This window comes from Paenibacillus medicaginis, assembly GCF_042138635.1.
Classification (GTDB): Bacteria; Bacillota; Bacilli; order Paenibacillales; family Paenibacillaceae; genus Paenibacillus; species Paenibacillus medicaginis.
In genome coordinates, this window is sequence record NZ_JBHIRY010000002.1 from 145,054 (window position 1) to 171,385 (window position 26,332).

The 26,332-nt window shown below is 50.6% G+C and carries 18 protein-coding genes, 1 pseudogene and 1 other annotated feature; of the genes and pseudogenes, 14 read left to right on the forward strand and 5 right to left on the reverse strand.

Annotated features, from left to right (window positions below):
* Positions 1 to 124: 124 nt before the first annotated feature.
* From ACE5LO_RS03245 to ptsP, 8 genes and pseudogenes are all read left to right on the forward strand, one after another.
* Positions 125 to 1,615: a response regulator gene (locus tag ACE5LO_RS03245; RefSeq protein ID WP_375518636.1), complete on the forward strand. Its 1,491-nt coding sequence runs from the start codon at positions 125 to 127 to the stop codon at positions 1,613 to 1,615.
* Positions 1,616 to 1,630: 15 nt separating this feature from the next.
* On the forward strand, positions 1,631 to 3,379 hold the full coding sequence (locus ACE5LO_RS03250; RefSeq protein WP_375518637.1) for a cache domain-containing sensor histidine kinase: 1,749 nt from the start codon (positions 1,631 to 1,633) through the stop codon (positions 3,377 to 3,379).
* Between the two features lie 127 nt (positions 3,380 to 3,506).
* Positions 3,507 to 4,832, forward strand: a complete 1,326-nt coding sequence (locus ACE5LO_RS03255; protein WP_375518638.1) for an ABC transporter substrate-binding protein — start codon at positions 3,507 to 3,509, stop codon at positions 4,830 to 4,832.
* A 16-nt stretch (positions 4,833 to 4,848) separates the two neighbouring features.
* Entirely contained in the window at positions 4,849 to 5,715 is an 867-nt protein-coding gene (locus ACE5LO_RS03260) for a carbohydrate ABC transporter permease (protein WP_375518783.1), read from the forward strand.
* The gene (locus ACE5LO_RS03265) at positions 5,712 to 6,545 is read left to right on the forward strand and encodes a carbohydrate ABC transporter permease (RefSeq protein ID WP_375518639.1); all 834 of its coding nucleotides are present in this window, start codon (positions 5,712 to 5,714) and stop codon (positions 6,543 to 6,545) included. The genes ACE5LO_RS03260 and ACE5LO_RS03265 overlap by 4 nt, the downstream gene beginning before the upstream one ends.
* Before the next feature lie 37 nt (positions 6,546 to 6,582).
* A pseudogene (locus tag ACE5LO_RS03270) lies at positions 6,583 to 9,475 on the forward strand (family 78 glycoside hydrolase catalytic domain).
* 276 nt (positions 9,476 to 9,751) lie between these two features.
* Entirely contained in the window at positions 9,752 to 11,635 is a 1,884-nt protein-coding gene (locus ACE5LO_RS03275) for a glucose PTS transporter subunit IIA (RefSeq protein WP_375518640.1), read from the forward strand.
* Positions 11,632 to 13,365, forward strand: coding sequence for a phosphoenolpyruvate--protein phosphotransferase (gene ptsP, locus ACE5LO_RS03280; protein ID WP_375518641.1), 1,734 nt, complete (start codon positions 11,632 to 11,634; stop codon positions 13,363 to 13,365). Before ACE5LO_RS03275 ends, ptsP begins: the two co-directional genes overlap by 4 nt.
* Positions 13,366 to 13,492: 127 nt before the next feature.
* Here ptsP and ACE5LO_RS03285 read toward each other — a convergent pair whose 3' ends face one another.
* The 3 genes from ACE5LO_RS03285 to ACE5LO_RS03295 all read right to left on the reverse strand — a co-directional run bounded on the left by ACE5LO_RS03285 (position 13,493) and on the right by ACE5LO_RS03295 (position 14,962).
* Complete coding sequence (locus ACE5LO_RS03285; RefSeq protein WP_375518642.1) at positions 13,493 to 13,741, reverse strand: hypothetical protein; 249 nt, start codon at positions 13,739 to 13,741, stop codon at positions 13,493 to 13,495.
* Positions 13,742 to 13,754: 13 nt separating this feature from the next.
* The gene (locus ACE5LO_RS03290; protein ID WP_375518643.1) at positions 13,755 to 14,234 is read right to left on the reverse strand and encodes a hypothetical protein; all 480 of its coding nucleotides are present in this window, start codon (positions 14,232 to 14,234) and stop codon (positions 13,755 to 13,757) included.
* Positions 14,235 to 14,437: 203 nt separating this feature from the next.
* Positions 14,438 to 14,962: a type 1 glutamine amidotransferase domain-containing protein gene (locus ACE5LO_RS03295; RefSeq protein ID WP_375518644.1), complete on the reverse strand. Its 525-nt coding sequence runs from the start codon at positions 14,960 to 14,962 to the stop codon at positions 14,438 to 14,440.
* 295 nt (positions 14,963 to 15,257) lie between these two features.
* On the opposite strand from ACE5LO_RS03295, the gene ACE5LO_RS03300 reads away from it, so the two are divergent.
* From ACE5LO_RS03300 to ACE5LO_RS03315, 4 genes are all read left to right on the forward strand, one after another.
* Positions 15,258 to 15,674 carry a hypothetical protein gene (locus ACE5LO_RS03300; protein ID WP_375518645.1) on the forward strand — a complete coding sequence of 139 codons (417 nt, stop codon included), beginning with the start codon at positions 15,258 to 15,260 and terminating at the stop codon, positions 15,672 to 15,674.
* A 201-nt stretch (positions 15,675 to 15,875) separates the two neighbouring features.
* On the forward strand, positions 15,876 to 16,223 hold the full coding sequence (ytxJ, locus tag ACE5LO_RS03305) for a bacillithiol system redox-active protein YtxJ (RefSeq protein WP_375518646.1): 348 nt from the start codon (positions 15,876 to 15,878) through the stop codon (positions 16,221 to 16,223).
* Positions 16,224 to 16,322: 99 nt separating this feature from the next.
* Complete coding sequence (gene ccpA, locus ACE5LO_RS03310; protein ID WP_375353915.1) at positions 16,323 to 17,330, forward strand: catabolite control protein A; 1,008 nt, start codon at positions 16,323 to 16,325, stop codon at positions 17,328 to 17,330.
* 94 nt (positions 17,331 to 17,424) lie between these two features.
* On the forward strand, positions 17,425 to 18,126 hold the full coding sequence (locus ACE5LO_RS03315) for a 5'-methylthioadenosine/adenosylhomocysteine nucleosidase (RefSeq protein ID WP_375518647.1): 702 nt from the start codon (positions 17,425 to 17,427) through the stop codon (positions 18,124 to 18,126).
* A 1-nt stretch (position 18,127) separates the two neighbouring features.
* Here the strand turns inward: ACE5LO_RS03315 and ACE5LO_RS03320 are convergent, their stop codons facing one another.
* On the reverse strand, positions 18,128 to 18,760 hold the full coding sequence (locus tag ACE5LO_RS03320) for a GNAT family N-acetyltransferase (protein WP_375518648.1): 633 nt from the start codon (positions 18,758 to 18,760) through the stop codon (positions 18,128 to 18,130).
* A 217-nt stretch (positions 18,761 to 18,977) separates the two neighbouring features.
* Between ACE5LO_RS03320 and acsA the strand changes: the two genes are divergently transcribed.
* A complete protein-coding gene (gene acsA, locus ACE5LO_RS03325; RefSeq protein WP_375518649.1) occupies positions 18,978 to 20,693 on the forward strand; it encodes an acetate--CoA ligase in 1,716 nt (571 codons plus the stop codon).
* Between the two features lie 769 nt (positions 20,694 to 21,462).
* Here the strand turns inward: acsA and ACE5LO_RS03330 are convergent.
* Positions 21,463 to 24,507 (reverse strand): transglycosylase domain-containing protein, encoded by a 3,045-nt coding sequence (locus ACE5LO_RS03330; RefSeq protein WP_375518650.1) that lies wholly within the window; start codon positions 24,505 to 24,507, stop codon positions 21,463 to 21,465.
* Positions 24,508 to 24,650: 143 nt separating this feature from the next.
* Positions 24,651 to 24,909 (forward strand) — a binding site (T-box leader).
* A gap of 55 nt (positions 24,910 to 24,964) precedes the next feature.
* Between ACE5LO_RS03330 and tyrS the strand changes: the two genes are divergently transcribed.
* Complete coding sequence (gene tyrS / locus ACE5LO_RS03335) at positions 24,965 to 26,218, forward strand: tyrosine--tRNA ligase (protein ID WP_375518651.1); 1,254 nt, start codon at positions 24,965 to 24,967, stop codon at positions 26,216 to 26,218.
* The last annotated feature ends 114 nt before the right edge of the window (positions 26,219 to 26,332 follow it).

Consider the following 26,332-nt stretch of genomic DNA (forward strand, 5'->3'; position numbering starts at 1 on the left):
AAGAAAACGCCCGTTATAATTCTAGATCAATCCGATTTATGATTCACTTGTTATAATAGTTCCACAAAGCTGGATGACAATCGAATGAATAAGTTCCAGGTATCGTGGAAAGGGAGAGATGAGCATGCTCAAAGCCGTAGTGTTCGATGATGAGTACATCGTGCTGCAGGGCCTGAAAACGATGATCGATTGGGGGCAGTACGGGATAGAAATGATTGGAACGGCGGACAATGGCCTGTCGGCGCTGCAGATGTTCCGCGACATTCGACCGGATATTGTGCTCACGGATATCCGAATGCCTGGCATGGATGGGCTGCAGCTCATCGAGACCGCAGCCGCAGAAGCTCCTGAGGCCATGTTTATCGTTTTCAGCGGCTTCAATGAATTCGAATATGTCAGGCGTGCCATAGGGCTGGGAGTCGTTGATTATCTGGAAAAACCGATCACAGTATCGAATATTGATAAGGCTGTACAAAAGGCGATTGAGCGAATCAGGCTCAGGCAGGCATACAGCACCATGCAGGTCAAATGGAATGCCAGTCAGGCGGAACTGCTTGAAAAGGCAACTCTGGACCTGCTCTTGCTTGGCGAAAAAGTCGTCAGCAAATGGCGGGAAAGCTTTGGAGCGGAATGGACCGAGGTATTGGGTGTTACAGTGGCCGCTTTCTCTTCGGAGCGTGCTGCAATCCCTATCGATAGTTCCTACCGGGTAGTTGAAGTGACGAATGGGGATGAAATCCTGTCGGTAATTTTTCACTTCCAATTGCCCGCATCCTCATTATTTGAGCATCTGAGCCGGCTTGCCAGCCGCACAGCAGCAGTATTCAGTTCAGGATGCACATACACCTCCTTGACAGATACACCCAAAAGTTACCGGGAAGCGCTGCGGGCATTACGGTTTGGCAAATTTCATCATACAAAAGGCTGGATAACGATTCAGGATGTCAAGGAGGGGCAAGTCCGGACAGAAGAGCTGGCGACGTTGCAGGGAAGCCTGCTCTCCTGCTTGCGTAGAGGGGACCGCGAAGGGCTGGGGCAGGCGTTTGAACGAATCAAGAGGTGGACCCAAACAGATACTTTGAGCCCGGACCAAATTGAGCGGGAAATGCTCAAGCTTGTCTATATCGGTATGGAGGCAGCCAAAGAACCCCCGTATAATAGGGGGATTTTCGGCGAGGCACCGCATCGCGAACTCAGCGCATTGGACACGAGAGAAGAGATGGTTGAATGGATGTTGGAACGAATGGAAAAGCTGTGTGCCTGGATAGAGGAAGCACGGATCAGAAAGAAACACCCCGCAATTTTGAAAGCGCTTACCATTATTGAGGAGCGTTATGGTCATGATTTATCTCTTCAAGAACTCGCGGAGCAGGTTGGCTTAAATTCAGCTTATTTCAGTCTGCTCTTTAAGGAAGAAACAGGCAGCTCCTATATCAAATATTTGACCAGCTTTCGTATTGAGCGGGCAAAAGCGCTGCTTCAGGAAGGAATGAGAGTGAACGAAGCCAGTGAGAAGGTAGGTTACTGCAATTACAGGCATTTTAGTGAAATTTTTAAAAAGCATGTTGGAATGACGCCGGGCCGTTACCGCGATATCCACCATACTGGATCTTAAGGAAGGGCTCCTCGGATGAAAATAAAATCATTACTCAAGCTGCTGCGGTTCAAACGTATTCGAAGCCGGTTTCTGACGGCAATGATCTTACTGTCCCTTCCTTCCTTATTCCTGTTGGGTTATATTTCCTTCAATATTACAAAAGAGACACTGTTGGACCTGAACGCTAAGAGCAATAGGGGTCAACTGACGACATCCAGCGAGGTGGCTGATTTACTGTTTCGGAATATCAATAATTTACATTTATCCATAGTTGTTAACGAAGAAATAAGGGCTGCTCTGCGTACCAGTGATGAGATGCTTGAAAAGACAGTGCAGACCGGCAGCTTAAGCGAGCGCACGTCGAGCCGTCTGCAGCGGATTATCAGCAGCCGATTTACGGATACCCGGTTTGTCACCTCCATCTGCCTGATCGATCTTCGTTTCCAAACGTACTGCCTGGGGCGTTCGGACGATGCCGGTATCTATGAAGGCAAGGAAAAGGCAGAGAGAATAGCCGCATCGGATTGGTACCGGAGCGCCTATGAATCCAAAGGAAAGGTCGTCTTCTACGATTCCGATATTTTCGGAACGTCAGGTCAATCGTTCTCGACCGTAAAGCTGTTCCGGGATGCGGACGATCCTGCTGGAAAGGCGATGGGGCTTATCGTAATTAATGTGTCCAACACGATTTTTCATAAAATCTTTAATGAGAGTACGAATTACGGGTCTTATATGGCGCTTGATCCGTCTCCTGGATCAGTAAGAGTGGTGTTCAGTAATGCCGACTCCATCGCTCTTGGGGAAGGGGATATCAGCGAAGTGCTTGAAAGGCTCGCAGGCCAGGGATACCTCATTACCACCTATCGGAACCAGACGGCGGACTGGACTTTTGTGCATTTGGTACAAACGAAGCAATTGTTCAAGCAATCCCGCAGTATAGGTTGGGCAACGACTGTTCTTGCCGTTCTGATCGGCGCCACCGCCCTGGTGCTTTCCTATTTCATATCCGGCACCATTACCAGACCGCTGATGCAATTGAAGAAAATGATGATGGATTGGACAAAGGGCACACGGAGCTTCCCGGAACACTTCACGCAGGATGAAGTGGGTATACTTGGCGAAACGTTCAAGCGCATGGCGATTGAGCATGAAGAGTTGAATCGGCGGCTTATTGACTCCCAGTTAAAAGAACGGGAAGCTGAACTGCGGGCGCTGCAGTCCCAGATCAAACCCCATTTTCTGTATAACACGCTTGATTCGATCTATTGGATGGCTTTACTGCAGAATAATACTCAAATAGCCGAGGTGGCCATTTCATTGTCCGAAAGCTTCAAGCTCAGCCTGAATAAAGGCAAAGATACCATTCCGGTGTTCAAGGAGCTTGAGCATATTGATCACTTCCTGAAAATTCAGAACATCAGGTTCAATAACCGCTTTCACTACGTCAGGACGGTTGAGGAACCGCTGATGGGTATGCAAATGCTGAAGCTGCTTCTGCAGCCTCTTGTAGAGAATGCGATTTACCATGGCCTGGAACCGAAGCTGGGAGAAGGAACGATATATCTCACCGGGTACAGCGAAGGTGACTACGTCGTCTTTCAGGTTGAAGACGATGGTGTTGGTATGGAGGAAATTGGCATGGCTGATCAAGGATATGGGCTAAGAAATGTGCGGGACCGGCTGGTGCTTTTCTACGGGGAGGACAGCACACTCGAAATCCAAAGCCGCATAAATGTCGGTACCCGCATTACACTTCGATTCAAGTCGCCGCGGCAAACCTAAAAAAAACAGACACCACCTTAAAAATAAAGCGCTTACATTAAACCTCTGCCTGAACGTACAATAAGCTCAGCAGAATTCATCGGTTCTGCAGTTGACATTATGAAAGATCAACAGGAGGAATGACTGTATGGAGATCAAATCAATTAGGTTTCTGTCGTTATTGAGCTGCATCACGCTGCTGATCGGACTTCTGGCGGCTTGTGGTGGTCCCGGCTCTGATTCTTCAGGCAGCGGGAGCGGAGAGGTTGAAGCAGTTACGCTTACATTTCTTGTGGATAATACGCAAGATTCGGTAAATACAGCCAATGCCTACATCGAGGCCTTCCAGGCGAAAAATCCTGACATTAAGATTGAACTGGAAACCCGCCCTGGTGGTGCCGAAGGGGACAATATCGTTAAAACACGGCTGGCGACAGGGGATATGACAGATGTCTTTTACTATAACTCCGGTTCCCTGATGCAGGCGATTTCTCCGGAAAAGAATCTGCTGGATCTTACCAATGAACCGTTTCAAGCCAACGTAATGGATTCGTTCAAGCCGACGGTCAGCTACCAGGGCAAGGTATATGGCGTCCCATCCTCCTCGACCGTCGCAGGAGGGTGGTTTTACAACAAAAAAGTGTACGCCGAGCTTGGGCTGTCCATTCCCAAAACGTGGAGTGAGCTGATGGCGAATAACGAAAAAATCAAAGCCGCAGGTATTACACCTGTCATTGGAACTTATAAAGACACGTGGACTTCACAGCTCGTCGTACTGGCTGATTTTTACAATGTTCAGACAGAGACCCCCAATTTCGCACAGGATTTTACAGCCCATAAAGCGGGCTATGCAAATACGCCGGCTGCTTTAAGAAGCTTTGAAAAACTGCAGGAGTTGCATGATAAAGGATTTATGAATACGGATCTGGTAGCAACCAATTATGATACAGGCCTGAAAATGCTTGCAGAGGGAAAAGGGGCTCATTATCCAATGCTTTCGTTTGCAACTCCGGCTATTGCGCAAAACTATCCGGATGCCATGGATGATATTGGATTTTTTGCACAGCCGGGAGAGGATGCAGCACAGAACGGATTGACGATTTGGATGCCAGGAGCTGCCTACATTTATAAGGAAAGCAAGCATATTGAAGAAGCGAAGAAATTCCTCGCTTTTATCGCTTCCGTTGAAGGCACCAAGGTCGTATCAGAGGTGTCCGAACCAACAGGACCCTATCTGATCAAGGAGGCTCAGATTCCAGAGGACGTACCGGCTCTCGTTAAGGATATGCTGCCTTATTTTGAAACGGGAAAAACCGCGCCTGCTTTGGAATTCGTATCCCCTGTTAAAGGACCGAGCCTGGAACAAATCACCGTAGAGGTTGGCGCCGGCATCAAGACGGCAGCGGAAGGAGCAGCCGCCTACGACAAGGATGTTGAAAAGCAGGCCAAGCAGCTTGGCCTTGAAGGCTGGTGACCCGAAAGTGACGGGCATGAACAAAATATTTAAACACACGTATTCGTATCTGTTTTTGGTGCCTGCAGCCATTATTTATCTCGTCATATTTATCCTTCCGACCGTTCTGTCCTTTTTCTTCAGCCTGACCCGGTGGACGCTGACCGAATGGGAGTTTATCGGGTTTGAAAATTTCATTACCTTCTTTAATGAACAATCGCTGAGCATTGGCTTCAAGAACACCTTGATTTATGCGGTCATAACCTGCGGGTTGAAGGTGGTGCTGGGACTCCTGCTGGGAGTGCTGCTCACCTCCAAAATCCGCACTAAGGACTATTTACGGTCAGTCATATTTTTTCCTACGCTCGTCAGTACCATCGCAGTCGGAATCGCGTTCAGCATGATGATGCATCCCACGCAGGGCATGATCAACACATCGCTCGCATGGCTGGGAATCGCGGGTCCCGATTGGCTGGGAGATGTCAGGATAGCGCTGCTGTCGGTCGCATTTGTAGATGTCTGGAAAGGTGTCGGATTTGCAACGGTCATCTATATCGCCGGTATTTTGTCCATTCCCTATGAATATTACGAAGCGCTTCAGATCGATGGTGGCAGCGCATGGCACAAGTTTTGGAATATCATCGTCCCGCTGAGCCGTCCCGCTACCCATTCGGTCATTATTCTGGCGTTTATCGGGGGACTGCGTTCCTTTGATCTGGTATGGGCGATGACGAAGGGAGGACCGGGCTTTACCACGGATTTGATAGCCTCCATTATTTACAAACAGTACCAAGGCGGCTTCTACGGGCTTGCGACGGCTGGCAATGTCATTCTGTTTGTGGTGGTAACCGCACTGGTGTTTCCTCTCTATACGTATTTGAACAGAAAGGAGGTAGATTTGTGAGAGGCAGGAAAATCAGACAGTTCGCCCTTGAAACGGCGGGGATTTTGTTTACCATTGTGGCATTCTGGGTGCCTTTCTATTTCATCATCGTCAATGCGAGCAAAGATGTTCAAGAATCATCGCTGCTCAATCTTTCGCTCCCTTCGTCCTTCCACATCTGGGATAACATCAAAACCGTCATCGCGGCGCGTGATTATATGCTGATCAGAGCTTTCTTTAACAGTACGGTTTTAACCGCAGTATCCATAGCCGTTTTAGTAATCCTCTGCGCCATGGCCGGTTACGTGCTGCAGCGCAGAACGGATCGGGCGACACCGATATTTAATTTTTTAATCCTGGCAGGGCTCATAATTCCGCCTGCCATTGTGCCCACGATCTGGGTCATGGACAGTTTGGGAATATTCAAAACGCTGATCGGTCTCATTCTCGTTGAGGTGGCATTAGGATTTCCCTTTGCCGTACTGCTGTATAAAAGTTTCCTGGCAGCCATTCCGCGTGAGCTTGACGAGGCCGCGGTGATTGATGGCTGCGGCGGGATTCGGCTGTTCTTCGGCATTATCCTGCCGCTGCTTCAGCCCGTGACGGCAACCGTCATTGTGCTGTCCTCAGTAACGATTTTCAATGATTTTACAAACCCTCTCTACTTCCTGCCAGGTTCGGATAATGTAACTGTTCAGTTAACGCTCTACAATTTCCAGAGCCAGTACGTCACGCAGTATAACCTTTTGTTCGCGAATATTCTTTTGATCACAATCCCGCCGCTCGTATTGTTTCTTATTTTTAATAAGCGAATCGTAGCGGGCATGACGGCTGGAGCGGTAAAAGGATAACGGTCAACCATTTGAAATGAAAAGGGGAATGAACGAGATGTCCAATCTTAGCATTGCTCAAATTACCTGCGAATACCGCACGAACCTCGTTGGTACCGATCTGCGGAAACCGCGTTTCAGTTGGATCATCCAATCCCGCCGCAGAGGAACTATACAAAAGGCTTACCGGTTACAAGTAACCGGTGCGAATGGAGATTTTGAATCGCCCATCTGGGATACAGCAAGAGTGGAATCGGATCAATCGATTCATATTGACTATGCGGGTCCTGAGCTTACTGCATGTACCGGCTATAGGTACCGTGCTAAAATCTGGGACACCGCCGGTCAGGAATCGGACTGGAGCATGCCGGCCGTGCTTGAAACAGGATTGCTGGGCCTCGAAGACTGGCAGGCGAAGTGGATTACGCCGGATACCGGGCAGATTCCGCGAGATGTACAGCCCGCTTTCCTGCTGCGCAGAGAGTTTGAAGTACGGAAGGGTGTTTCGTCAGCCCGTGTTTATGGTACCGGACTAGGCGTATATGAATTGTTCATTAATGATTCGAAGGTATCGGAAGATCTGCTCGCTCCGGGATGGACCAGTTATCATCATCGTATCCAATATCAGACCTATGATGTAACAGATCTGCTGAAGCAGGGCGGGAACGCCATCGGTGTCATGCTCGGTGACGGATGGTATAGAGGAGGCCTTGGCTTTGAGGGCCGTAATTATATGTACGGGGATCACCGCGCAGCCCTTATGCAGCTTCATATAAGCTACGAAGACGGTACAGAGACTGTGGTGGGCACGGACCCGGCATGGAAAGCTTCACTTGGTCCGGTACGGTATTCAAATATATACCATGGTGAAATTTATGACGCACAGCTTGAGCAAAACGGATGGAGCAGCGCACTGTTTAATGATGATAACTGGAGCTCCGTACAAATTCTCGACCTGCCTTACGATCAACTGGTGGCACAGGAGAGTTGGCCGATTCGGGTTACGGAAATCATTCGGCCAGTATCAACATTCGTCACCCCATCTGGTGATCATGTGCTGGACATGGGACAAAATATGGTGGGCCGCTTGCGGTTTACGGCACAGTTCCCGGCCGGTGCGCGCATCGTTCTCCGCCATGCCGAAGTCCTCGATAAGGACGGCAATATTTATTTTGGAAACCTCCGCTCGGCCGGACAGAAAGTCGAGTATACCGCAAAAGGCGAGGGTATCGAGAGCTATGCTCCCCACTTTACTTTTCAGGGCTTCCGTTATGTTAAAGTGGAAGGATTTCCTGGCCAGGAGAATGGGCTTCCAGTGGATGCCTTTCAGGGGGAGGTCATTCATTCCGATATGCCGTCAGCCGGTGAGTTTGAATGCTCCGACGAGCGTGTAAACCAACTGCAGCGCAATATCCGGTGGGGACAGCGGGGGAACTTTGTGGATGTCCCGACCGACTGTCCTCAGCGCGATGAGCGTTTAGGCTGGACCGGCGATGCCCAGGTATTTATCAGCACGGCATTGTTTAATTTTCAGGGGGCTCCGTTCTTTACCAAATGGCTGCATGACGTGAAGGCAGAGCAGCATGAGGACGGTGGAATTCCGTTTGTCGTTCCGGATATCGTGGGCGGGGAAAATTCTTCCGCTTGGGGGGATGCCGCCGTCAATTTGTCCATGGACCGTGTACCAGTATTATGGCGACCTGAGGCTGCTAGCTGAGCAGTATGACAGTATGAAACGCTGGGTGGAATACGTTCGGATGCAAGGGGAGAATGAGTACCTGTGGAATACCGGCTTTCATTTCGGCGACTGGCTGGGGCTTGACGCGAAGGAAGACAGCTATGTGGGGGCCACGCCGACGGCACTGATTGCCACGGCCTATTACGCATACTCCACCCGGCTGGTGCGGGATGCCGCCAAAGCGCTCGGACATACGGAAGAAGCAGAGCAATACAATCAGCTGTACAACAACATTGTGAAAGCATTTCGCGCTGAATTTGTAACAGAGACGGGAAGAGTTGCATCTCCGACACAGACTGCGCATGTGCTGGCATTGATGTTCGATCTGGTGGATGAACGTGTCAAGGCCCGTGTCGCCGAGGACCTCAACAATCTGATTATCGAAAACGGTTACCACCTGACCACGGGATTTGTCGGCACGCCATACCTTTGTTTTGCCTTGTCAAACAGCGGTTACCATACGACAGCAGTCCGGCTCCTTCTCCAGGAAAGCTATCCGGGTTGGCTGTATTCGGTCTCCAAGGGAGCTACGACCATTTGGGAGCATTGGGACAGCATTAAACCGGACGGTTCCTTCTGGAGTGACGATATGAACTCCTTCAACCATTACGCCTATGGGGCGATCGGGGACTGGATGTACCGGAAGGTGGCGGGACTTGATATGAATTCTTCGGCTCCCGCTTTCAAACGAATACGTATTGCGCCATTATTTGGTTCAACGCTGTTGACCCACGCGAAAGCATCACATGCATCGATGTACGGACGGATCGAAGCCGGATGGAGAGTCAGCGGCTCCCGGATCGAGGTGGAGGCTGAGATTCCGGCGAATACGACTGCAGAGATTGTGCTTAAAGGGGCCACCAGGACCAATGTTAAGGAAGACGGACTCGCTTTGGAAAATGTCGAAGGAATCCATTCGGTTGTAGAAAGCACCGAAGGTTTGTTCATTACGGTCGGATCAGGCTCGTACCATTTCGCTTACGAGAACACGGTACTGTTCAGAGAAACATACAGCGAGAAGAGCAAGCTTCACGAGTTGTTAATGGATGAGCTTGCGACAGAGGTGATGGAACGTCACGCTCCCCACTTACTTAACGGAGCGCTGATCCATATCGCGAAACCGTTTTCGCTCAAGCAAATTCGTGATAACAGCATGATGCGTGTCTCACAGGAGCAGCTTGATCGTATTCTGGAAGAATTGGCTAAGTTATAGTTGCGGATCGGCAGGTTCATCATCGATTTTGCATAGTTAACATACAACTCTGTGACGGATCATCCCCTTCTGGCAGACAAGCGAAATCATCTTGTCTGCGGAGGGGATTTTTCATGCCATTGTCCCACCGATATACTTCTGCTTTTGCAGAAGGAGGGTATGTCGGCATACGACAAATGGGAATTATGAATACGGCATCAAAGCAGGAGTGGAATTCAGACTTTGACAAATACTTCCCTACACCTTACCATCATTGGTAGAAAGGAGAGGATCGCCATGAACTGGCTCGGATCGCTTCAGCAGTTGGGGCGTGCAGTTATGCTTCCGACGATGGTACTGCCGGCGGCGGCTATTCTCCTGAGTTTGGCGAGTCTTCCCTGGGCAGGCTGGGGGCTGCCTGCCGTCGGTGAAGTGGCTGAAGCCGCAGGTCACGGCATTTTTAATTTTTTGCCTTATATTTTTGCTGTCGGCGTGGCTCTGGGCATGTCCGACCAGGCGGGGCAGGCCGGACTGGCCGCGTTGGCCGGAATGGCGATATATGATCAGGTAACGAAGCATTTCGGCAGCGGGACGGTGCATCCCGCCACACTGATCGGTATTATTCTGGGCGTTATATCCGGGTTTACGCATAATCGGTTTAAGAGCATCAAGCTGCCGGAGGTACTGCAATTTTTCGGCGGATCGCGGTTTGTATTGCTGTTTATCGGCCTCTTTTCGGCCGTATTCGCCTTTCTGATGCTGGGCATCGCTCCTGTGCTGCAGGGCGCTCTTGTACGGCTTGCCTCCATGGAGGGGATGATGGGCGGCTTCGGCTTATTTTTGTATGGCGTCTTATACAGGATTCTGGTTGCATTCGGCCTGCATCATTTGCTTAACAACATATTCTGGTTTCAGCTTGGTACATATGAGACGACCGACGGAAATCTGGTGCAGGGGGACCTTCCGCGCTTCTTTGCCGGAGATCCAACTGCGGGATACTTCATGTCCGGCTTGTTCCCGATCATGATGTTTGCGCTGCCGGCGATTGCGCTGGCCATCATTCATGAAGCGAGAGAGGACTTGAAGCCGAAAATCAGAAAAACATTTCTGACCGCCGCATTTGTGTGTTTCCTGACCGGCGTGTCGGAGCAGATTGAGTTTGCATTCCTGTTCGCTGCTCCTTATCTGTTTATGCTTCATGCTGTTTTGTCCGGAATTGCAATGTGGGTTACCTATGCGCTGGACATCAGGCACGGGTTCTCCTATTCGGCTGGATTTATCGATTATGTGCTTAATTTTCATCTGTCCCATAACGCATGGCTGCTGCTTCCCGTCGGGGTTGTGTACGGGCTTGTCTATTATGTCCTGTTCCGCTGGGCTATCCGGACGTTCCGGATTCCGACGCCCGGCAGGGAAGAAGGCTCCATGCTGGACGACTGGGCCGGGGGCATACCATACAGAGCTCCATTAATTCTAGAGGCGCTTGGCGGCAAGGAAAATATCATTCAGCTTCAATCCTGCATCACCAGGCTGCGCCTTACGGTGCATAATGATCGTCTGATCGATACAGGCGCCATGAAAGCGCTAGGGTCCGCCGGGTTGATCAAGCTGGGCGGAGGCAACGTTCAGGTCGTGTTCGGCACCTATTCGGAGCTGATCCGCGAGGAAATCGCCAAGCTGATGGAGCGGGATCTTCCACAGGTCATGTTCAACGCTCCCGTGCAGGGCAAAATGCTGCCGATCCAGGAGGTGCCTGATCAAATTTTCGCGGCCAAGCTGGTTGGGGACGGGGTTGCTTTTATTCCCGAAAAAGGCGAGCTGGTGTCGCCCGTGCACGGCACGGTTATGCATATTTATCCGACCATGCACGCCATCGGCATATCGACACCCGAGGGGATTGAGGTGCTGCTCCATATCGGGATTGATACGTCCCAGCTCAAGGGGTACTTTAACGCCCTGGTGGGGGCCGGGGATACGGTGGAGCCGGGGCAGCTGCTGATCAAATTTGATTTGCAGGCGCTCCGCGAGCAGGCTGCTTCACTCGTGACACCGATGGTGATCACGAATCCGGACCGCGTGAAGTCCTGGAGCTATGCGCCATTTAAGCATGTAAAAAAAGGTCAGGCATCGGTGATGTCCGTTGTACTGCACGATAGGAATGTTGGAGGGGTAGAATCATGATAGACGGCATTGGCGCCGCCGCGGGCGTTGCGATCGGCAAGGCTTTTGTCCTGCCGAGCTGGGAATGGGACCTGACCGAGCAGAAGATGGACCCGGTGGATCTGGCCAAGGAATTTGAAAGATTGTATGAAGGCATTCGCACGTCCAAGGACGAAATCAAGCTGATCAAAAATGAATTTCGCGAAATGGTCGGACCGGAGGAATCCAGCATTTTTGATGCGCATTTGGCTATTCTGGATGATCCGGCGTTCATGAATGAGGTTCACGGCATCATTGAACGGCAGTACAAAGCGGCCGAGGTGGCGGTGAAGGAAGCCATCGACCATTTTGTAGCCATGTTTGATCTGCTGGACGATGAATATATGAAGGAACGGGCCATGGATATCAAGGATGTGGGCAACCGTCTGCTGAAGCATCTGCTCGGTGCGCCCGAGGTTACGCTTCCGAAGGATACACAGCCGTACATTCTGGTAGCCAAGGAACTGTCGCCCTCCCAGCTGGCGCATCTGAATCCCGGCAATGTTCTGGGTATTGTGACGATGAGCGGTGGGAAAACCTCCCATTCGGCCATCATGGCGAGAGCGCTCGGCATTCCACTGGTGTCCGGTCTGGAAAGCAGCAGCAATCTGCCCGTCCAAACCGGGGATATGATGATTGTCGATGGGGACAACGGGCGGGTGTTCGTCAATCCGGAGCAGCCTGTTCTGGAGCGGTATACCGAGCTGCGGAATGAACAGCAGCGCAAAAAGGAGCAGCTGCAGCTGCTGGCTTCCGTTGAGGCCATCACGAAGGACGGAGAAACGATCAGACTGTCCGCCAATATCAGTTCGGTCAAGGACATGGAGGCAGCCATCAGAAACGGCGCTCAGGGCGTCGGGCTGTTCCGGACAGAATTCCTGTACATGGATCGGCCTGCTTTCCCCGGCGAAGAGGAGCAGTTTAACGTGTACCGGCTTGTCGCCGAGAAGGCGGGCGGGCATCCGGTCGTCATTCGTACCCTTGATATCGGAGCCGATAAGCAGCTCGATTATTTGCAGTTACAGGAGGAGGAGAATCCTTTCCTTGGCTATCGCGGCATCCGGATCAGCCTGGACCGCAAGGATTTGTTCAAAACGCAGCTGACCGCCATTCTGCGGGCAAGCGCCTTTGGACAGGTTAAAATTCTGTTTCCGATGATTTCCTCCATCGAGGAACTGCTGCAGGTCAAGGCCGTTATGAAGGAAGCGATGGAGGAACTGGACGGACGCGGCATAACCTACAACAAAAATACCGAAAAGGGGATCATGATCGAGATTCCCGCCGCCGTCCTCATTGCCGAGGAGCTGGCGCGTGAGGTGGACTTTTTCAGCATCGGCACGAATGATCTGGTGCAGTATGTGTTGGCGGTCGACCGCATGAACGAGCAGATTGCCCATATGTACAACCCCTATCATCCGGCGGTGCTCCGTATGCTGCGCATGACGGCCGAGGCTGCCAAAGGAGCGGGCATCAGTGTCAGCGTGTGCGGGGAAATGGCCGGGGACGAGCGTTCCATCCCGCTCTGGCTGGAGCTCGGCATCCGGCAGCTGAGCATGTCGCCGCAGTCTTTGCTTCGTGTCAAGCACAGGCTGCTGAATACGACGGCAGCGGATGCGAGACGTACGGCTCAAGAATGCATGAAGCTGTCCAAAGCGGCCTTGATCGAGCAGAAGCTTGCGGCAGCAGCGAGCGGTGTGCCTTTGAATCCGTAGTGCCGTACTTGGTCATCAAAGAAGCAGCCTCAACTGTCAGTTCAGAACGTAATGTCCCAAAAATGAACAAAAGGACCTCAAACTCCGCAATCAGTGGGGTTGAGGTCCTTTCTAATTAGGTGAAATTTTAATTTGATATTTCCGCTTTTCTTTTACGAATAAACGCTGACATGGCTGCTTTTGATTCCGGCGTGTGATCACCTGGTCCAGCTAAGACTCCCGTGGGATCAACAGTTCTACTTATCTTTATACCGGCCGTAATGCTGGGTATTGATGACAAATTCCGCTTTGTATATGTTTCTCGACTGATCCTGCCGGCATCCGCAGCCTGTCGAATATTTTTGTGTGCGGCCAATAATGTTTTTTTTGAAGACATGTGATCACATCCTTTAACGATAGTATAACCCAATCAATCGAGAAGTGACAGTACCATCTATACCTACATTACGACCTGGCAGCAGGAAAGCATTATATTTTTTTATGTAGTATCTGAGCAGTTTTGTTTTAGGAGTTAGTGCTAAAAAACCTTCATAACCGTAGTCAAAGCTAACTTTTCCTGCAAAGGCCATCATCAAGCGGGCAACATTGATGTATGGCCTCGGCGGAAATACGCCATATCGATTCCTCGGGGCAGCTTCAATTAAATGGATAAAAATATGATCGCCTTTATCTGACAATGAAATGGCCCCGTTAATGAATTCTGTTTTTTCATCAACTAGTTTGAATACGTTTCTTTCCGGATGATCGAGTTCGTTTCTCCATATGATGTTTCTAGTCCATTTCATAGCACTCAAATCACCGGAAGACACCGGTAAAAAGAAAGCTTTATACAATGAACCGTTTGGGCCTTCCAGCCACCAATCTGCCATTATTTAACCTCCAGTATTGCCTTGTCCAAAATTAATATCCGTATGTCAGTGGGATTCAGTCTAGGCTTGAATATGCGCATAAAAAACCTCTTAAGGTTAATTGGTTTTATCCCTGGGGGACCAATGTAACTTTAAGAGGTGTGCTTCACCGAATATGTCGTTCTCTGATTGTTAAATATTCTACTGCTATTCTGCTGGTCGGCTCACTCACCCGCCAGAAAATCACAGAAAGCGCGGCCGTATGGCGGGAGATCGGACGGACGCCGGGCGGAGATGATATGTCCGTCCCGGACCACGGCTTCATCCTTCCACACGGCACCTGCATTCTCCATATCATCCCGTATGCCCGGGGTGGATGTCACGGTAACGCCGTCCAGAATTTTGGCGGAAATAAGCACCCAGCCCGCATGGCAGATTTGACCGATCGCTTTCCGGTCCCTGTGCATTTCCTGTACGAGCTGTATCACCTTGGGATACCGGCGCAGCTTGTCCGGCGCCCAGCCTCCCGGTACGAGAATGCCGTCATAGTCTTTGCTGTCCAGTTCGTCAAAAGCATAATCCGCCTTTACAGGGACCCCATACTTGCCAGTATAGGTTTTGCCTTTCTCAGCACCAGCGAGATGAACCTCCGCTCCTTCCTCACGAACACGGTACACCGGATACCAAAGCTCAAGATCCTCGAATTCCTCATCGACGAGGGCAATCACTTTCTTGCCTGCAAGCCTCATTTTTACACTCTCCCTCTCCGTAGTTTGTTCCTGAAATGCCGATCCACTTCATTTTAAGAAAAATGGCAGCGCAAGTCCATGTTCAGGCTGGCACGACTCTTAATCGATGCGCTGATTCGACAGAAAAAGACATGGATTTTCCGATCTCCTATGGTAATTTGTTCAATTCCTTGTGTAGAGAAGGAATTGAGGTTAGTCGGGTCGAATTGAGTTTAGAGAAATACATATGCGTAAAACTGCAAATGATGTTTAATGGGGTGTTAAAATGCGCAAGCTTTGTGAATGCGGCGCAAGCATGAACCTGGAACTTAGGACCTTGGTTTACGGACAAAAGATGGAAATCAGGCATGTGCCCGTGTTGACCTGCCTTAGCTGTACTGAAAGTGAAGTACCGGCTCAGGTGGCGGATGATATCAAGAGGCTCATAAAAACAACGGATGAGGAACCTGCAGTAAAACAAATTTCATTTACGGAAATCCATGAATGGGCAGATGTCATTCGACAAGTGCTCATGAACTCGGAAGACCACGAGCTTGAGGAGTGGGATCAGCCGCTGGAGGAGGCCAGGCAGGAGCGCATTAATTTGCTGCTTGATTTATACCGCTTTGCCAGTGATTCCGGGGATACCCGCTGGATGAATGAGGTGGAAAGCAGGCTTAAGCAACTGTCTATGGCGGCACCCGACCTGCTGTTATCAGACATAAAAAGATGAATATATGAAAATTTTCATGGACATCATTGGATTTTACATAAGCTTTTTGTTAAGATTAAAGAAAGTATAAGTTTTCAGCGGTGCTGAGGCTTTCTTTAATCGCAAGAAAAACCTTCGCTAAAAGCGGTCTGTCTTCTGTGAAAGCACGTCGTTTCTTACCGTAGTCTTAAGACTCTTTGATGGGAAAGGAATGTATGTCCAATGGCAACCATGAAAAAGTTGAGCACGATCGAACATTTGGACGGTGCGTTGACAGCTTCGGCCGGGAAGCCGCTGCTGCTGTTCAAGCACAGTACGCGCTGTCCAATCAGTGCAAGAGCGAACTATGAGATGGAAGCCTATCTCCAAGGGGCACCTGTGTCTAATGTTGAATACGGTATCATTTACGTGGTTGAGGATCGTCCTGTCTCTAACGAGGCTGCGGCAAGGCTGAATGTGAAGCATGAGTCGCCACAAGTTATTCTGGTCAAAGACGGAAAGGCCGTGTGGGATACCTCCCATGGCAGCATTACAAGTGTCAGATTGCAGGAGGAGCTAGGTCGTATCTGACCGCACTCTGATTGCATAATGTGGTCTTTTGTCGTATCATGTTTTTAATTGGTAGCTGGGTCATGAAATGAAAATTTATCGGCAATGGAGAGAAGGAATGTGACGGTAACCATCTATGATGTTGCTCGCGAAGCCGGCGTTTCAATGGCGACGGTATCCCGTGTAGTCAACAATAACCCGAATGTAAAACCGCAAACCCGCAAGAAAGTATATGAGGCTATCGAGCGGCTGGGATACCGGCCGAATGCGGTTGCACGCGGACTGGCGAGCAAGAAAACCACGACGGTCGGCGTTGTGATTCCCGATATATCCAATTCCATATTTGCTGAAATCGCGCGTGGAATTGAAGATATCGCCAACATGTATCACTATAATATTATTTTGTGCAATGCCGATAAGCGCAAGGAGAAAGAGATCCGCGTCATCAACACCCTGCTGGAGAAGCAAGTGGATGGACTTCTCTTTATGGGCGGTACTGTAACAGATGAGCATATTCAAGCTTTCCAGACGGCGGCCGTGCCTATTGTATTGTGTGCGACAAGTGATGAGAAAGGCATGTATCCGTCCGTTGACATTGACCATGAAAGTGCCGCCTATGATGCAGTGAGCACCCTGGTGCGCCACGGACACCGCCAGATTGCCATGATCAGCGGCACGCTGCAGGATCCGGCTAACGGTTATGCCCGCTTTCAGGGGTATAAGAGAGCTCTCGAAGCAGCGGGGATCGAATATCAGGAAGACCTTGTTCGCATCGGCAACTATCGCTATGAATCCGGGGTCGAGGCCATGAAATACTTCCTCGGTCTGAAGAAGAAGCCAACCGCCATCTTTGCTGCAACAGATGAAATGGCCATTGGCGCGATTCACAGCATTCAGGATGAGGGGCTTAGGGTGCCTGATGATTTCTCCATTATCAGTGTGGACAATATTCGCATGGCATCCATGGTTCGTCCGCAGCTGACGACGGTAGCCCAACCGATGTATGATCTTGGGGCTGTCGCCATGCGTCTTTTGACGAAACTGATGAAGAAGGAAAATGTCGAGAATCCGCGGGTTATTCTGCCGCATGAAACGATTCTGCGCCTGTCCGTCAGTCATTTGGATTAAACATGACATACAACATTGAATGAGCTCCGTAAGGGGCTTTTTTCAATCATTTTTATTTTTGAAATTGGATTTTACAGGCAGGAGGGATGAACGAATGAGTCAGGTCATTGGTCTCATAGGCGCAATGGACGAAGAAATAGAACTGCTGCTGTCAGGCATGCAGACCGCACGCAAGACCGTTAAGGCGGGCATTACATATACGGAGGGTATGCTCCACGGTCATCGTGTCGTTGTATGCAAATCAGGTGTAGGCAAAGTGAACGCTGCGGTCACGACACAGATTCTGATTGACAGGTTCGGCGTAAACAGCGTTATTTTTACAGGTGTGGCCGGGGCGGTGAATCCGGAATTGAATATCGGCGATATCGTGATCTCTTCAACCTGTATGCAGCATGATATGGATGTGACGCCGCTCGGTTTTGCACGTGGAATCATTCCTTACCAGGACATCTCCGAGTTCGCGGCCGACAGCCGGTTGATTCAATTGGCCGAGATGGCCTGCAAGGCAAGAGGAGACCGTTATCTGACCGGCAAGGTGCTTTCCGGTGACCAGTTCGTGGCAAGCAGGGAGACCGTCACCACTCTGTATACGGAAATGGGCGGAGCCTGTACGGAAATGGAAGGAGCGGCGGTGGCGCAAGCCTGTCACATGAACGGTGTTCCGTTTGTTGTGCTCCGTTCCATGTCCGATAAAGCGGATGGCTCAGCACATGTGAATTTTGCCGAATTTACGGTGGAGGCCTCATATCGTTCACATCAAATTGTGGAATATATGCTTCAGCATTTTGACACATGATTCAATACATAAAACGGTTGCGGAAGCGGACCCGGTCAAATTGCTCTGCTGAGCTGAGAGGCACACGGTTTCCGATTCTCACCATCAGACAGTTGGCCGGGTGGGCGCAAATTTCAGGATCATCGGTGGCAAACCAGACCATGTCCACCGTTTTCATCAGCTTCTCCATCATTTTGCGGTAATCCCAGACGCTCATTTGCGTGTTTTTTAAATCCCAATGCCAGTAATATTCTGTCGTAAATACGATATAATCATCTAGCTGTCCATCTTCAAACGCCGCCCGCAGCATCTGCCTGCCCAGCCCTGCGGAACGGTAATTATCCGCTACCTCGATTGCCCCAAGCTCAAGCAGATCCTTCATGCCGCCCTCCGACCAGCGTTCACACTCGTCCGGATAATGAAAGGTGACATAACCAATAATTACGCGTTCGTCTCTTGCGATGATCACGCGCCCTTCGGGCAGAGAGGCAATGTCGATGAGAGCATGATGCTGCTCGCGCGGAACGCGGAACGCATCCAACTGTTCGTGCATCAGCAGATCCCGCAGACAGGATTCGTCTACCGGACCTTCAACGGTCAAATTCCCTTGATGGGCAGCCATATCATGAACCCTGTACAGCTTTGTATGCTCCATTGTAGGCTCCTTTCCCAACCATACTGGCACTCCCCTGTATCAACCTACTTATAACAAAAAAACAATGACTTGAAAAGGATGACCGTCACAGTCTGCCTGTGATATACTGTCGATGACATAAAAAATTCATATTTTTGGCTGCGTATCTGGATTCTTCATTAAGCAAGTTCTGACTATGAGTTGTACTCACATTTGTACCAAGAGGAGGCTGAAAGTCATGAAGGGCGAGCAACTGGAAAGTGTCGTTTACGCATCAAACATGGGTTCATATGAACAGGCCTGCAAGCGTTTTCAGTGGGAGGATGTCGAAAGTCATTTTACTTGGTCCCGGACAGGGAAGGTGAACATGGCTCACGAAGCGATAGACCGGCATGTCTATGAAGGCCGTGGCCATAAAACCGCGCTGCTCTACTGCGATGGACAGCGGGAGGAGTCCTACACTTTTATGCAGCTTTGCATGGAATCCAACAGGTTCGGCAATGTGCTGCGCAAGTACAATGTGGCTAAAGGGGAACGGGTATTTGTTTTCATGCCACGCTCGCCCGAGCTGATTATTGCCCTCTTGGGCATCCTGAAGGTTGGAGCCGTGGCAGGGCCGCTCTTTGAGGCGTTTATGGAAACGGCTGTCAAAGACCGGCTTGAGGACAGTGGCGCTGTCGCCATTGTGACGACTCCGGAGCTGCTCAGCCGCATCCCCAGAGATGAACTGCCGGAGCTCAAGCATGTCTTCGTGGTAAGGGACAGCTCACAATTGGCAGGTGACGTTATCGACTTCAAAGCCGAAATGGAGCAGGCTTCCTATGAATTTGAGCCTGAGTGGCTGGACCGTGAGGACGGGCTGATCATTCACTATACGTCAGGTTCGACCGGGAAGCCCAAAGGAGTATATCATGTACAGAATGCGATGATTCAGCATTATTACACAGGCAAGGTGGTGCTTGATCTCAGGGAGGATGACATCTATTGGTGTACGGCAGACCCGGGATGGGTAACCGGGACCTCCTACGGGATCTTTGCCCCCTGGCTTAACGGAGCCACGAATGTGATCCGGGGCGGGCGATTCAGTCCGGAGAACTGGTACAGAACGATTGAACGTTATCAGGTAACCGTCTGGTACAGCGCTCCTACCGCATTTCGCATGCTGATGGGAGCAAACGAGGAAATACTCGAAAAATACGATTTGAGCAGCCTGCGGCATGTGCTCTCGGTTGGTGAACCTCTCAATCCCGAAGTGGTACGCTGGGGCTGGAAGGCTTACGGACAGCGTATACATGACACGTGGTGGATGACGGAGACCGGAGGGCAGCTGATCTGCAATTATCCGGAGATGGCTATTAAGCCTGGCTCCATGGGTAAGCCGCTGCCCGGCATCGAAGCGGCTATCCTTGATGACGAAGGCAATGTCCTTCCGCCGAACCAGATGGGGAATTTGGCAATCCGGACGGGCTGGCCGTCCATGATGCGAAAGATCTGGAACAACCCGGCGAAGTATGATGAATACTTCCGCTTCAGCGGCTGGTACGTATCCGGAGATTCCGCTTATATGGATGAGGACGGTTACTTCTGGTTTCAGGGAAGAATTGATGATGTCATCAATTCTTCCGGGGAACGAATCGGACCGTTCGAGGTGGAGAGCAAGCTGGTTGAGCATCCGGCGGTTGCGGAAGCGGGAGTCATCGGCAAGCCTGACCCGATGCGTGGTGAAATTATCAAGGCGTTTATCGCTTTGCGTGAAGGATATGAGCCTTCCGAAGAGCTGAAGGAGGAAATCTACCGTTTTGTCAGGGGAGGTCTGTCGGCTCATGCCGCTCCGCGGGAAATTGAATTCAAAGATAAACTGCCGAAAACGCGTTCAGGCAAAATCATGCGCCGTGTGCTGAAGGCCTGGGAGCTTGAGCTGCCTACTGGAGATTTGTCGACTATTGAAGATTGATGACATTGGCTGAGGTACTTCTTTCGCAAGTTGTGAGAGGCTCCGAGAACGAAGCATTCCTACAATCGCTGTTGACCCCAAATTTCAATGAATTATTCTTCATGAGGAAGAAATTTGGGGTCAAAGGCGAACGCTGTCGCTTTTTCGGAATTGCTTCGTCCTCTCCGCTGCTCCTTGCGCACCCAAACTTAAAAATAAACACAGAAATCGCCAATTTCCTGCGATTTCTGTGTTGCATAAAAGAGGAGAACAGGAGCAAGTATTCTCCTGTTCTCCTCTGTTTGTACTTCATGCTCTCTCTTGCACAAGACAACTTGTAGCGACTTGTAGCCCTGATCTTTTCCTGACTTCCCGTAGCAACTCAGGGTTTTCGAGTCGTTATTATTCCTGCTGGAAATCTAACGGGTGTAGTAGCCGCTATTTGACGTAAAAAGGGCCTTTTCTAAATCTAACGGATGTGACCGTTGTTATTTGCCCTAATCCAGGCGAAAATGTCCGGGTTCAGTGAATTAAGCGACATGGCGACCGCTAGAATTTAAAATCAACATTTTTGGAATCAATAGAGGCTGTGGCAACCGTTAGAATAGTTCTGGGGTTAGAGTTGAGGTGATGCGAGCCTGACTACTTAAGAGTGAGAAAAGGCTCAAATGGGTCAAACTGAAGAAGAAAGAGCGAGTATTGGTGGAAATGCGACCACCGATACTCGCTCTTTTAAATCATAAATGGTTCTTTTTGTGATCCAAGTCTGCCTTTATCTTGTTAATACTCATTAGTTTTGCTGATGAACGGGAGATGAAGGAGGGGACTCGCCCAGTGCATTCACTGCGGTAATACGGAACCATCCTTTTGCCTTCTTTTTCCCGCCCTTGTTGTAGTCGAACTGTGTAAAACGGGGGGAGCCGACCAGATTAAAAGGCTCCTGTCCGTTCTCGCTGTAATATACGTTATAGCCGATAATACCTTGCTCAGGTCCATTGGCAGCCCACTGCAGCTTGATCCCATTGCCGGCTGCTTCCGCTACAGGCTGCCCCGGAGCGGAAGGAGGGGTGCTTGGTTGTTCACCTTCACCGGCAGCAGGATCGTCCAGAACCGGATCAGGATCCGGTACGGTGGCGGTGCTGGTGCTAGGCGCCGATTCACGCCCTGCAACATCGACTGCCGTGACATAAAACTCCCCTGGCGATTCTGTAAATACTCTGGAGCCGTCAGCCATAACGATTTTACCGGTAGGGCTGAAGCCGTCCCCGGTGGAGCGGTACAGCCGGTAACCGACGACATCGTCATCCCCGCTAGGAGAGAAGGAGATGACCGCTTTTCCGTCCTCAAGGCTTGCCTGGACATTCGCAGGAGGCTCAGGGTCTCTTCCGTTGTCCTTCCTTGGGTCCACCCGGGTCGGAAGCTCATCGTCAGCATCGGCCGGGAGATAATAGGACAGCGATTTATGCTCCTTCATCTTGGAAAATGCTTTCTGCAGCTCCTTGATCAGCTCGGAGATCGGTTTCTCACGTTTGATGACGGTCTGCTGGCTCAGGAATTCATCAGGTGTGCCGTCACGCGGAATATAGTTGACTCCGTTGTACGTAATATATTTTGCTCTTGCGACCGCATCATCACTTTTGGTCGGCACATACTTGGTATTGAAAATATCCGTAACGAACCTGTTCGTCAAGGAAGTTGGCAGCTTGCCGCTGTATGCTGACACGGTGCGGGTCACGATGCCGTCCGGTTTCTCGAATTCATGGTCTTCGAAAAGCTGTGGATCCGAATCAACAACCTCGTTCATGATGGTCGCCCACAGCCGCCGTGCCCGTTCCTTCTGCGCACTCGTTTCGAGCTTGTGGATCGGCTGCTTGTATCCGACCCAAACGCCGAGCGTGACGTCCGGTGTAAATCCTTGAAACCATACGTCGGTGTATGACTGGGTCGTTCCGGTTTTGCCCGCGATCGGGATATCATTGTGCTTGAAATTGCGGTTAACGAGCGCTCCTGTACCGTCCCTCACGACAGTTTTCAGCATGTCTGTCATCAGATAGGCGGTTTGTGGCGAGAATGCCTTCACAGGCTTCGCTTCGTGCTTGTAGACAATGTTTCCTTTGGAATCGACAATTTTGCTGATCATATAAGCATCATTGAATACACCGCCATTGGCGATCGCGCCGTAGGCATTTGTCAATTCCTCTACGGTAACTCCATACTTCAGCCCACCGAGCACACCGGTCTTGGCCTGGTAATCACTATCTTCAATAGTAGTAATACCGAGCTTTTTGACAAATCCCCAGGCTTTATCAATGCCTACCTTATCATTGAATATTTTGAGCGCAACCGTGTTGATTGATTTATTGAGCGCATGACGTGCCGTTACAAGTCCTTCGTAGCGGTTATTGGAGTTTTTCGGAATATGGTATCCGTTCACTCCGTCTTTAAGAATAATAGGAGCATCGTCCAATACGCTGCCCGGTTGAACCAGCCCGGCTTCCAGTGCCGGCAAGTAGGCTGCGAGCGGCTTCATGGCCGAACCCGGCTGGCGTACCATCTGTGTGGCGTAGTTCATCTGCTCTTCATTAAAATCGCGGCCTTCAATCATGCCGAGAATTGCACCTGTCTTATGGTTGATCAGCATGGCGGCCGTCTGTTCCATGCCTTTGGTCTGGCTGGTCGGCGAGAAATTGTTGGCATTTTCGGCGATGCTTCGCATCGTTTTATACACGGTTTTATCAATGGTCGTATAAATTCTGTACCCGCCGGTGCGCAGCTGTTGCAGCGCTTCTTCCTGATCGGTCTGATTTGTGCCCGCCGCTTCTCCCGTTTCCGTTTCCGTATCTGATTGCTGCTCCGTCCCTTTCTGGAGAGACATCAGGATCTGGGCAGCCTGCCGCTCGGTTTCCATCATAAGATACGGATAAGTATTGTAGGCCTTCACTGTTCTCTTTGCCAGCGATTTCTTGATATCGAACGCCAGGGCATCATCATATTGCGCCCGGACGATTTTGCCCTCCTCCAGCATGCGGGAGAGCACCAGCTTCTGCCGGTTCATGGCCTTGTTAAAGGCCGACTCGTTAAATTCCCCTTTGCCGTTAAAGGCGGAGTAAGTACTCGGAAGCTGCGGGAGCCCGGCCAGATACGCCGCTTGGGCAATGTTCAGCTTGCTCAGATCGGTAATGTTAAAAATACCCTTGGCTGCAGCCTTGATGCCAAACACATTGTATCCGTTGGAGCCGTTGCCGAAAGGAACCTTGTTAAGATAAGCGGTCATGATCTGTTCCTTGGTCATAAATCGTTCCAGGCGCATCGCCAGCAAAATTTCTTTGATCTTGCGGTCTTCGGTACGGTCAAGATTCAGAAATACGCGCCGTGCCAGCTGCTGAGTCAGCGTGCTTCCGCCGGTCTGGACAGATTCCTTCAGCACTTTTTGTTTGACTGCGCGCAGGGTGCCCGATAAATCCACGCCCTTATGCTCATAAAAACGATTGTCCTCAATGGCGACAACCGCATCGATGACGATTTGCGGGATTTGCTCATAGGTGACAGGACGCCTATCCTCTTCGGTACGGAGCTGCCCGATCGGTGAGCCATCTTCAAAGTAGGCGAATCCGGTAATGGCATTTTCGCCCACCTTTTGCTCGATCGTTTCCCTGCTGCGTACAGGCTCATCCTTTACGATGGAGGCCACATACCCTGACACGGCTCCACCGGCGAACAATAGGCCCATGCAGCCCAGCACCACGATCCATTTCAGAGTGACGCCGATCCTGCGAAAAATGGTTTTTGCCCGGGAGCCCTGTCGGTCAGGGGGGATTTTTTTCTCATCAACCATCAAGCTTTCCTCCTTTTAACAGGCACTATTATAGCATAAAATTGAAATTTTAACCCATAAGCTGAAAGCCAGACTTCCTGTACGTTGACTTGCACAAAAAAATTATGTTATAAATAGTTCAAAGTAGTTTAAAGTACATATGGATAAAGGCTGGGAAAGACTGAAGTAGAAGGCGGCAAGGCGTGCACAGAGAGACGGTGGGTGGTGCGAACCGTAGACGTTCCTCCTTTGAATTACCGTCTGGAGCTGTCCGGATGAACAGGGAAGCGAGGCAAGCATTCCTGTAGTAGTCCGGTACCGGGCAGAGACCCGTTATTGCAATGAAGTGAAAGTGTGTCGCCCTTTGCAGGCGTGCGCTTTAATTAGGGTGGTAACGCGAGCAGGCTCCTTCTCGTCCCTTGGGATGGGAAGGGGCCTTTTTGTGCATTTTTATACACACGGGGAGGAATCTGTAATTATGAAGTGGGAAGAGCTTACCCCTGCGCAGCAGGCGGAAACGGAGCGCCAGCTCGCTATTTTGACGCGCGGGGTGGTGGAAATCGTTCCGGAGGATGAATTCAAGCAAAAAATCGCAAAAGCGGTTGTGAGCGGCGAGCCTTTGAAGGTCAAGCTCGGGCTTGATCCGTCGGCTCCGGATCTGCATATCGGACATACGGTTGTAATGCACAAGCTGCGGCAGTTTCAGGAGCTTGGCCACCAGGTACAGTTGATTATCGGGGATTTCACAGGCCGGATCGGCGACCCGACAGGCAAATCCGAGACGCGCAAGCAGCTGTCTGAAGAGGATGTGCAGCGCAATGCGGAGACGTACAAGCAGCAGCTGTTCAAAATTCTTGACCCTGAGAAGACGAATGTTTACTACAATTCGGAGTGGCTCGGGCCGATGACCTTTGCAGACGTGGTGAACCTTTCTGCCAAAGTGACCGTGGCCCGCATGATGGAAAGAGATGATTTCACGAAACGCTTCCAGGGCGGTCTGCCGATCAGCATTCACGAGTTTTTCTATCCTCTCATGCAAGGTATGGATTCGGTCGCGCTGAAGAGCGACGTGGAGCTGGGCGGAACGGATCAGAAGTTTAATCTGCTTATGGGACGTACGCTGCAGAAGGAATACGGTGTGGATACACAGGCGACCATGATGCTGCCACTGCTGGAGGGTCTGGATGGCGTACAGAAAATGAGCAAAAGCCTTGGCAACTACATCGGAATCAATGAAGAGCCGAATGAGATTTACGGGAAAGCCATGTCTGTGCCGGACGAGCTGATGCTCAAGTACTTTGAGCTGGCGACCAATACGTCCAACGAGGAGCTCAAGAAGATGGAGGAAGGACTGAGGGACGGCAGTGTGCATCCCCGTGATGCCAAAATGCTGCTGGCCCGCACCCTTGTCCGGATGTACCACGGGGAAGAGGCGGCAAGCGCAGCCCAGGAGCATTTCGTTACGGTATTTCAGCAGCGCGCACTTCCGGAAGACATCGAGGAGTTCAATTTGGGGGCTAGCGAGCTTGAGAACGGAAGCATCCGTGTCATCAAGCTGCTGACACTGCTTGGCTTTGCTGCTTCCAACGGCGAGGCAAGACGGAGCATCCAGCAGGGGGCCGTCAAGATTAATGAAGAAAAATGGGCGGATCCGAATGCGGATTATACACCACAGGACGGGGATATCATTCAGGTTGGCAAACGCAAATTCGCGAAGCTCAAGCTGATCTGAACTTTCTTCAAAAAAATTAGCTATAAATGGGCTGGCCAGAATGATCTGGTCGGCCCGTTTTTCAGAAAAGCAAAAAAAGACCCTGGAATAAATTCCGGGGTCTTTCGAATACTT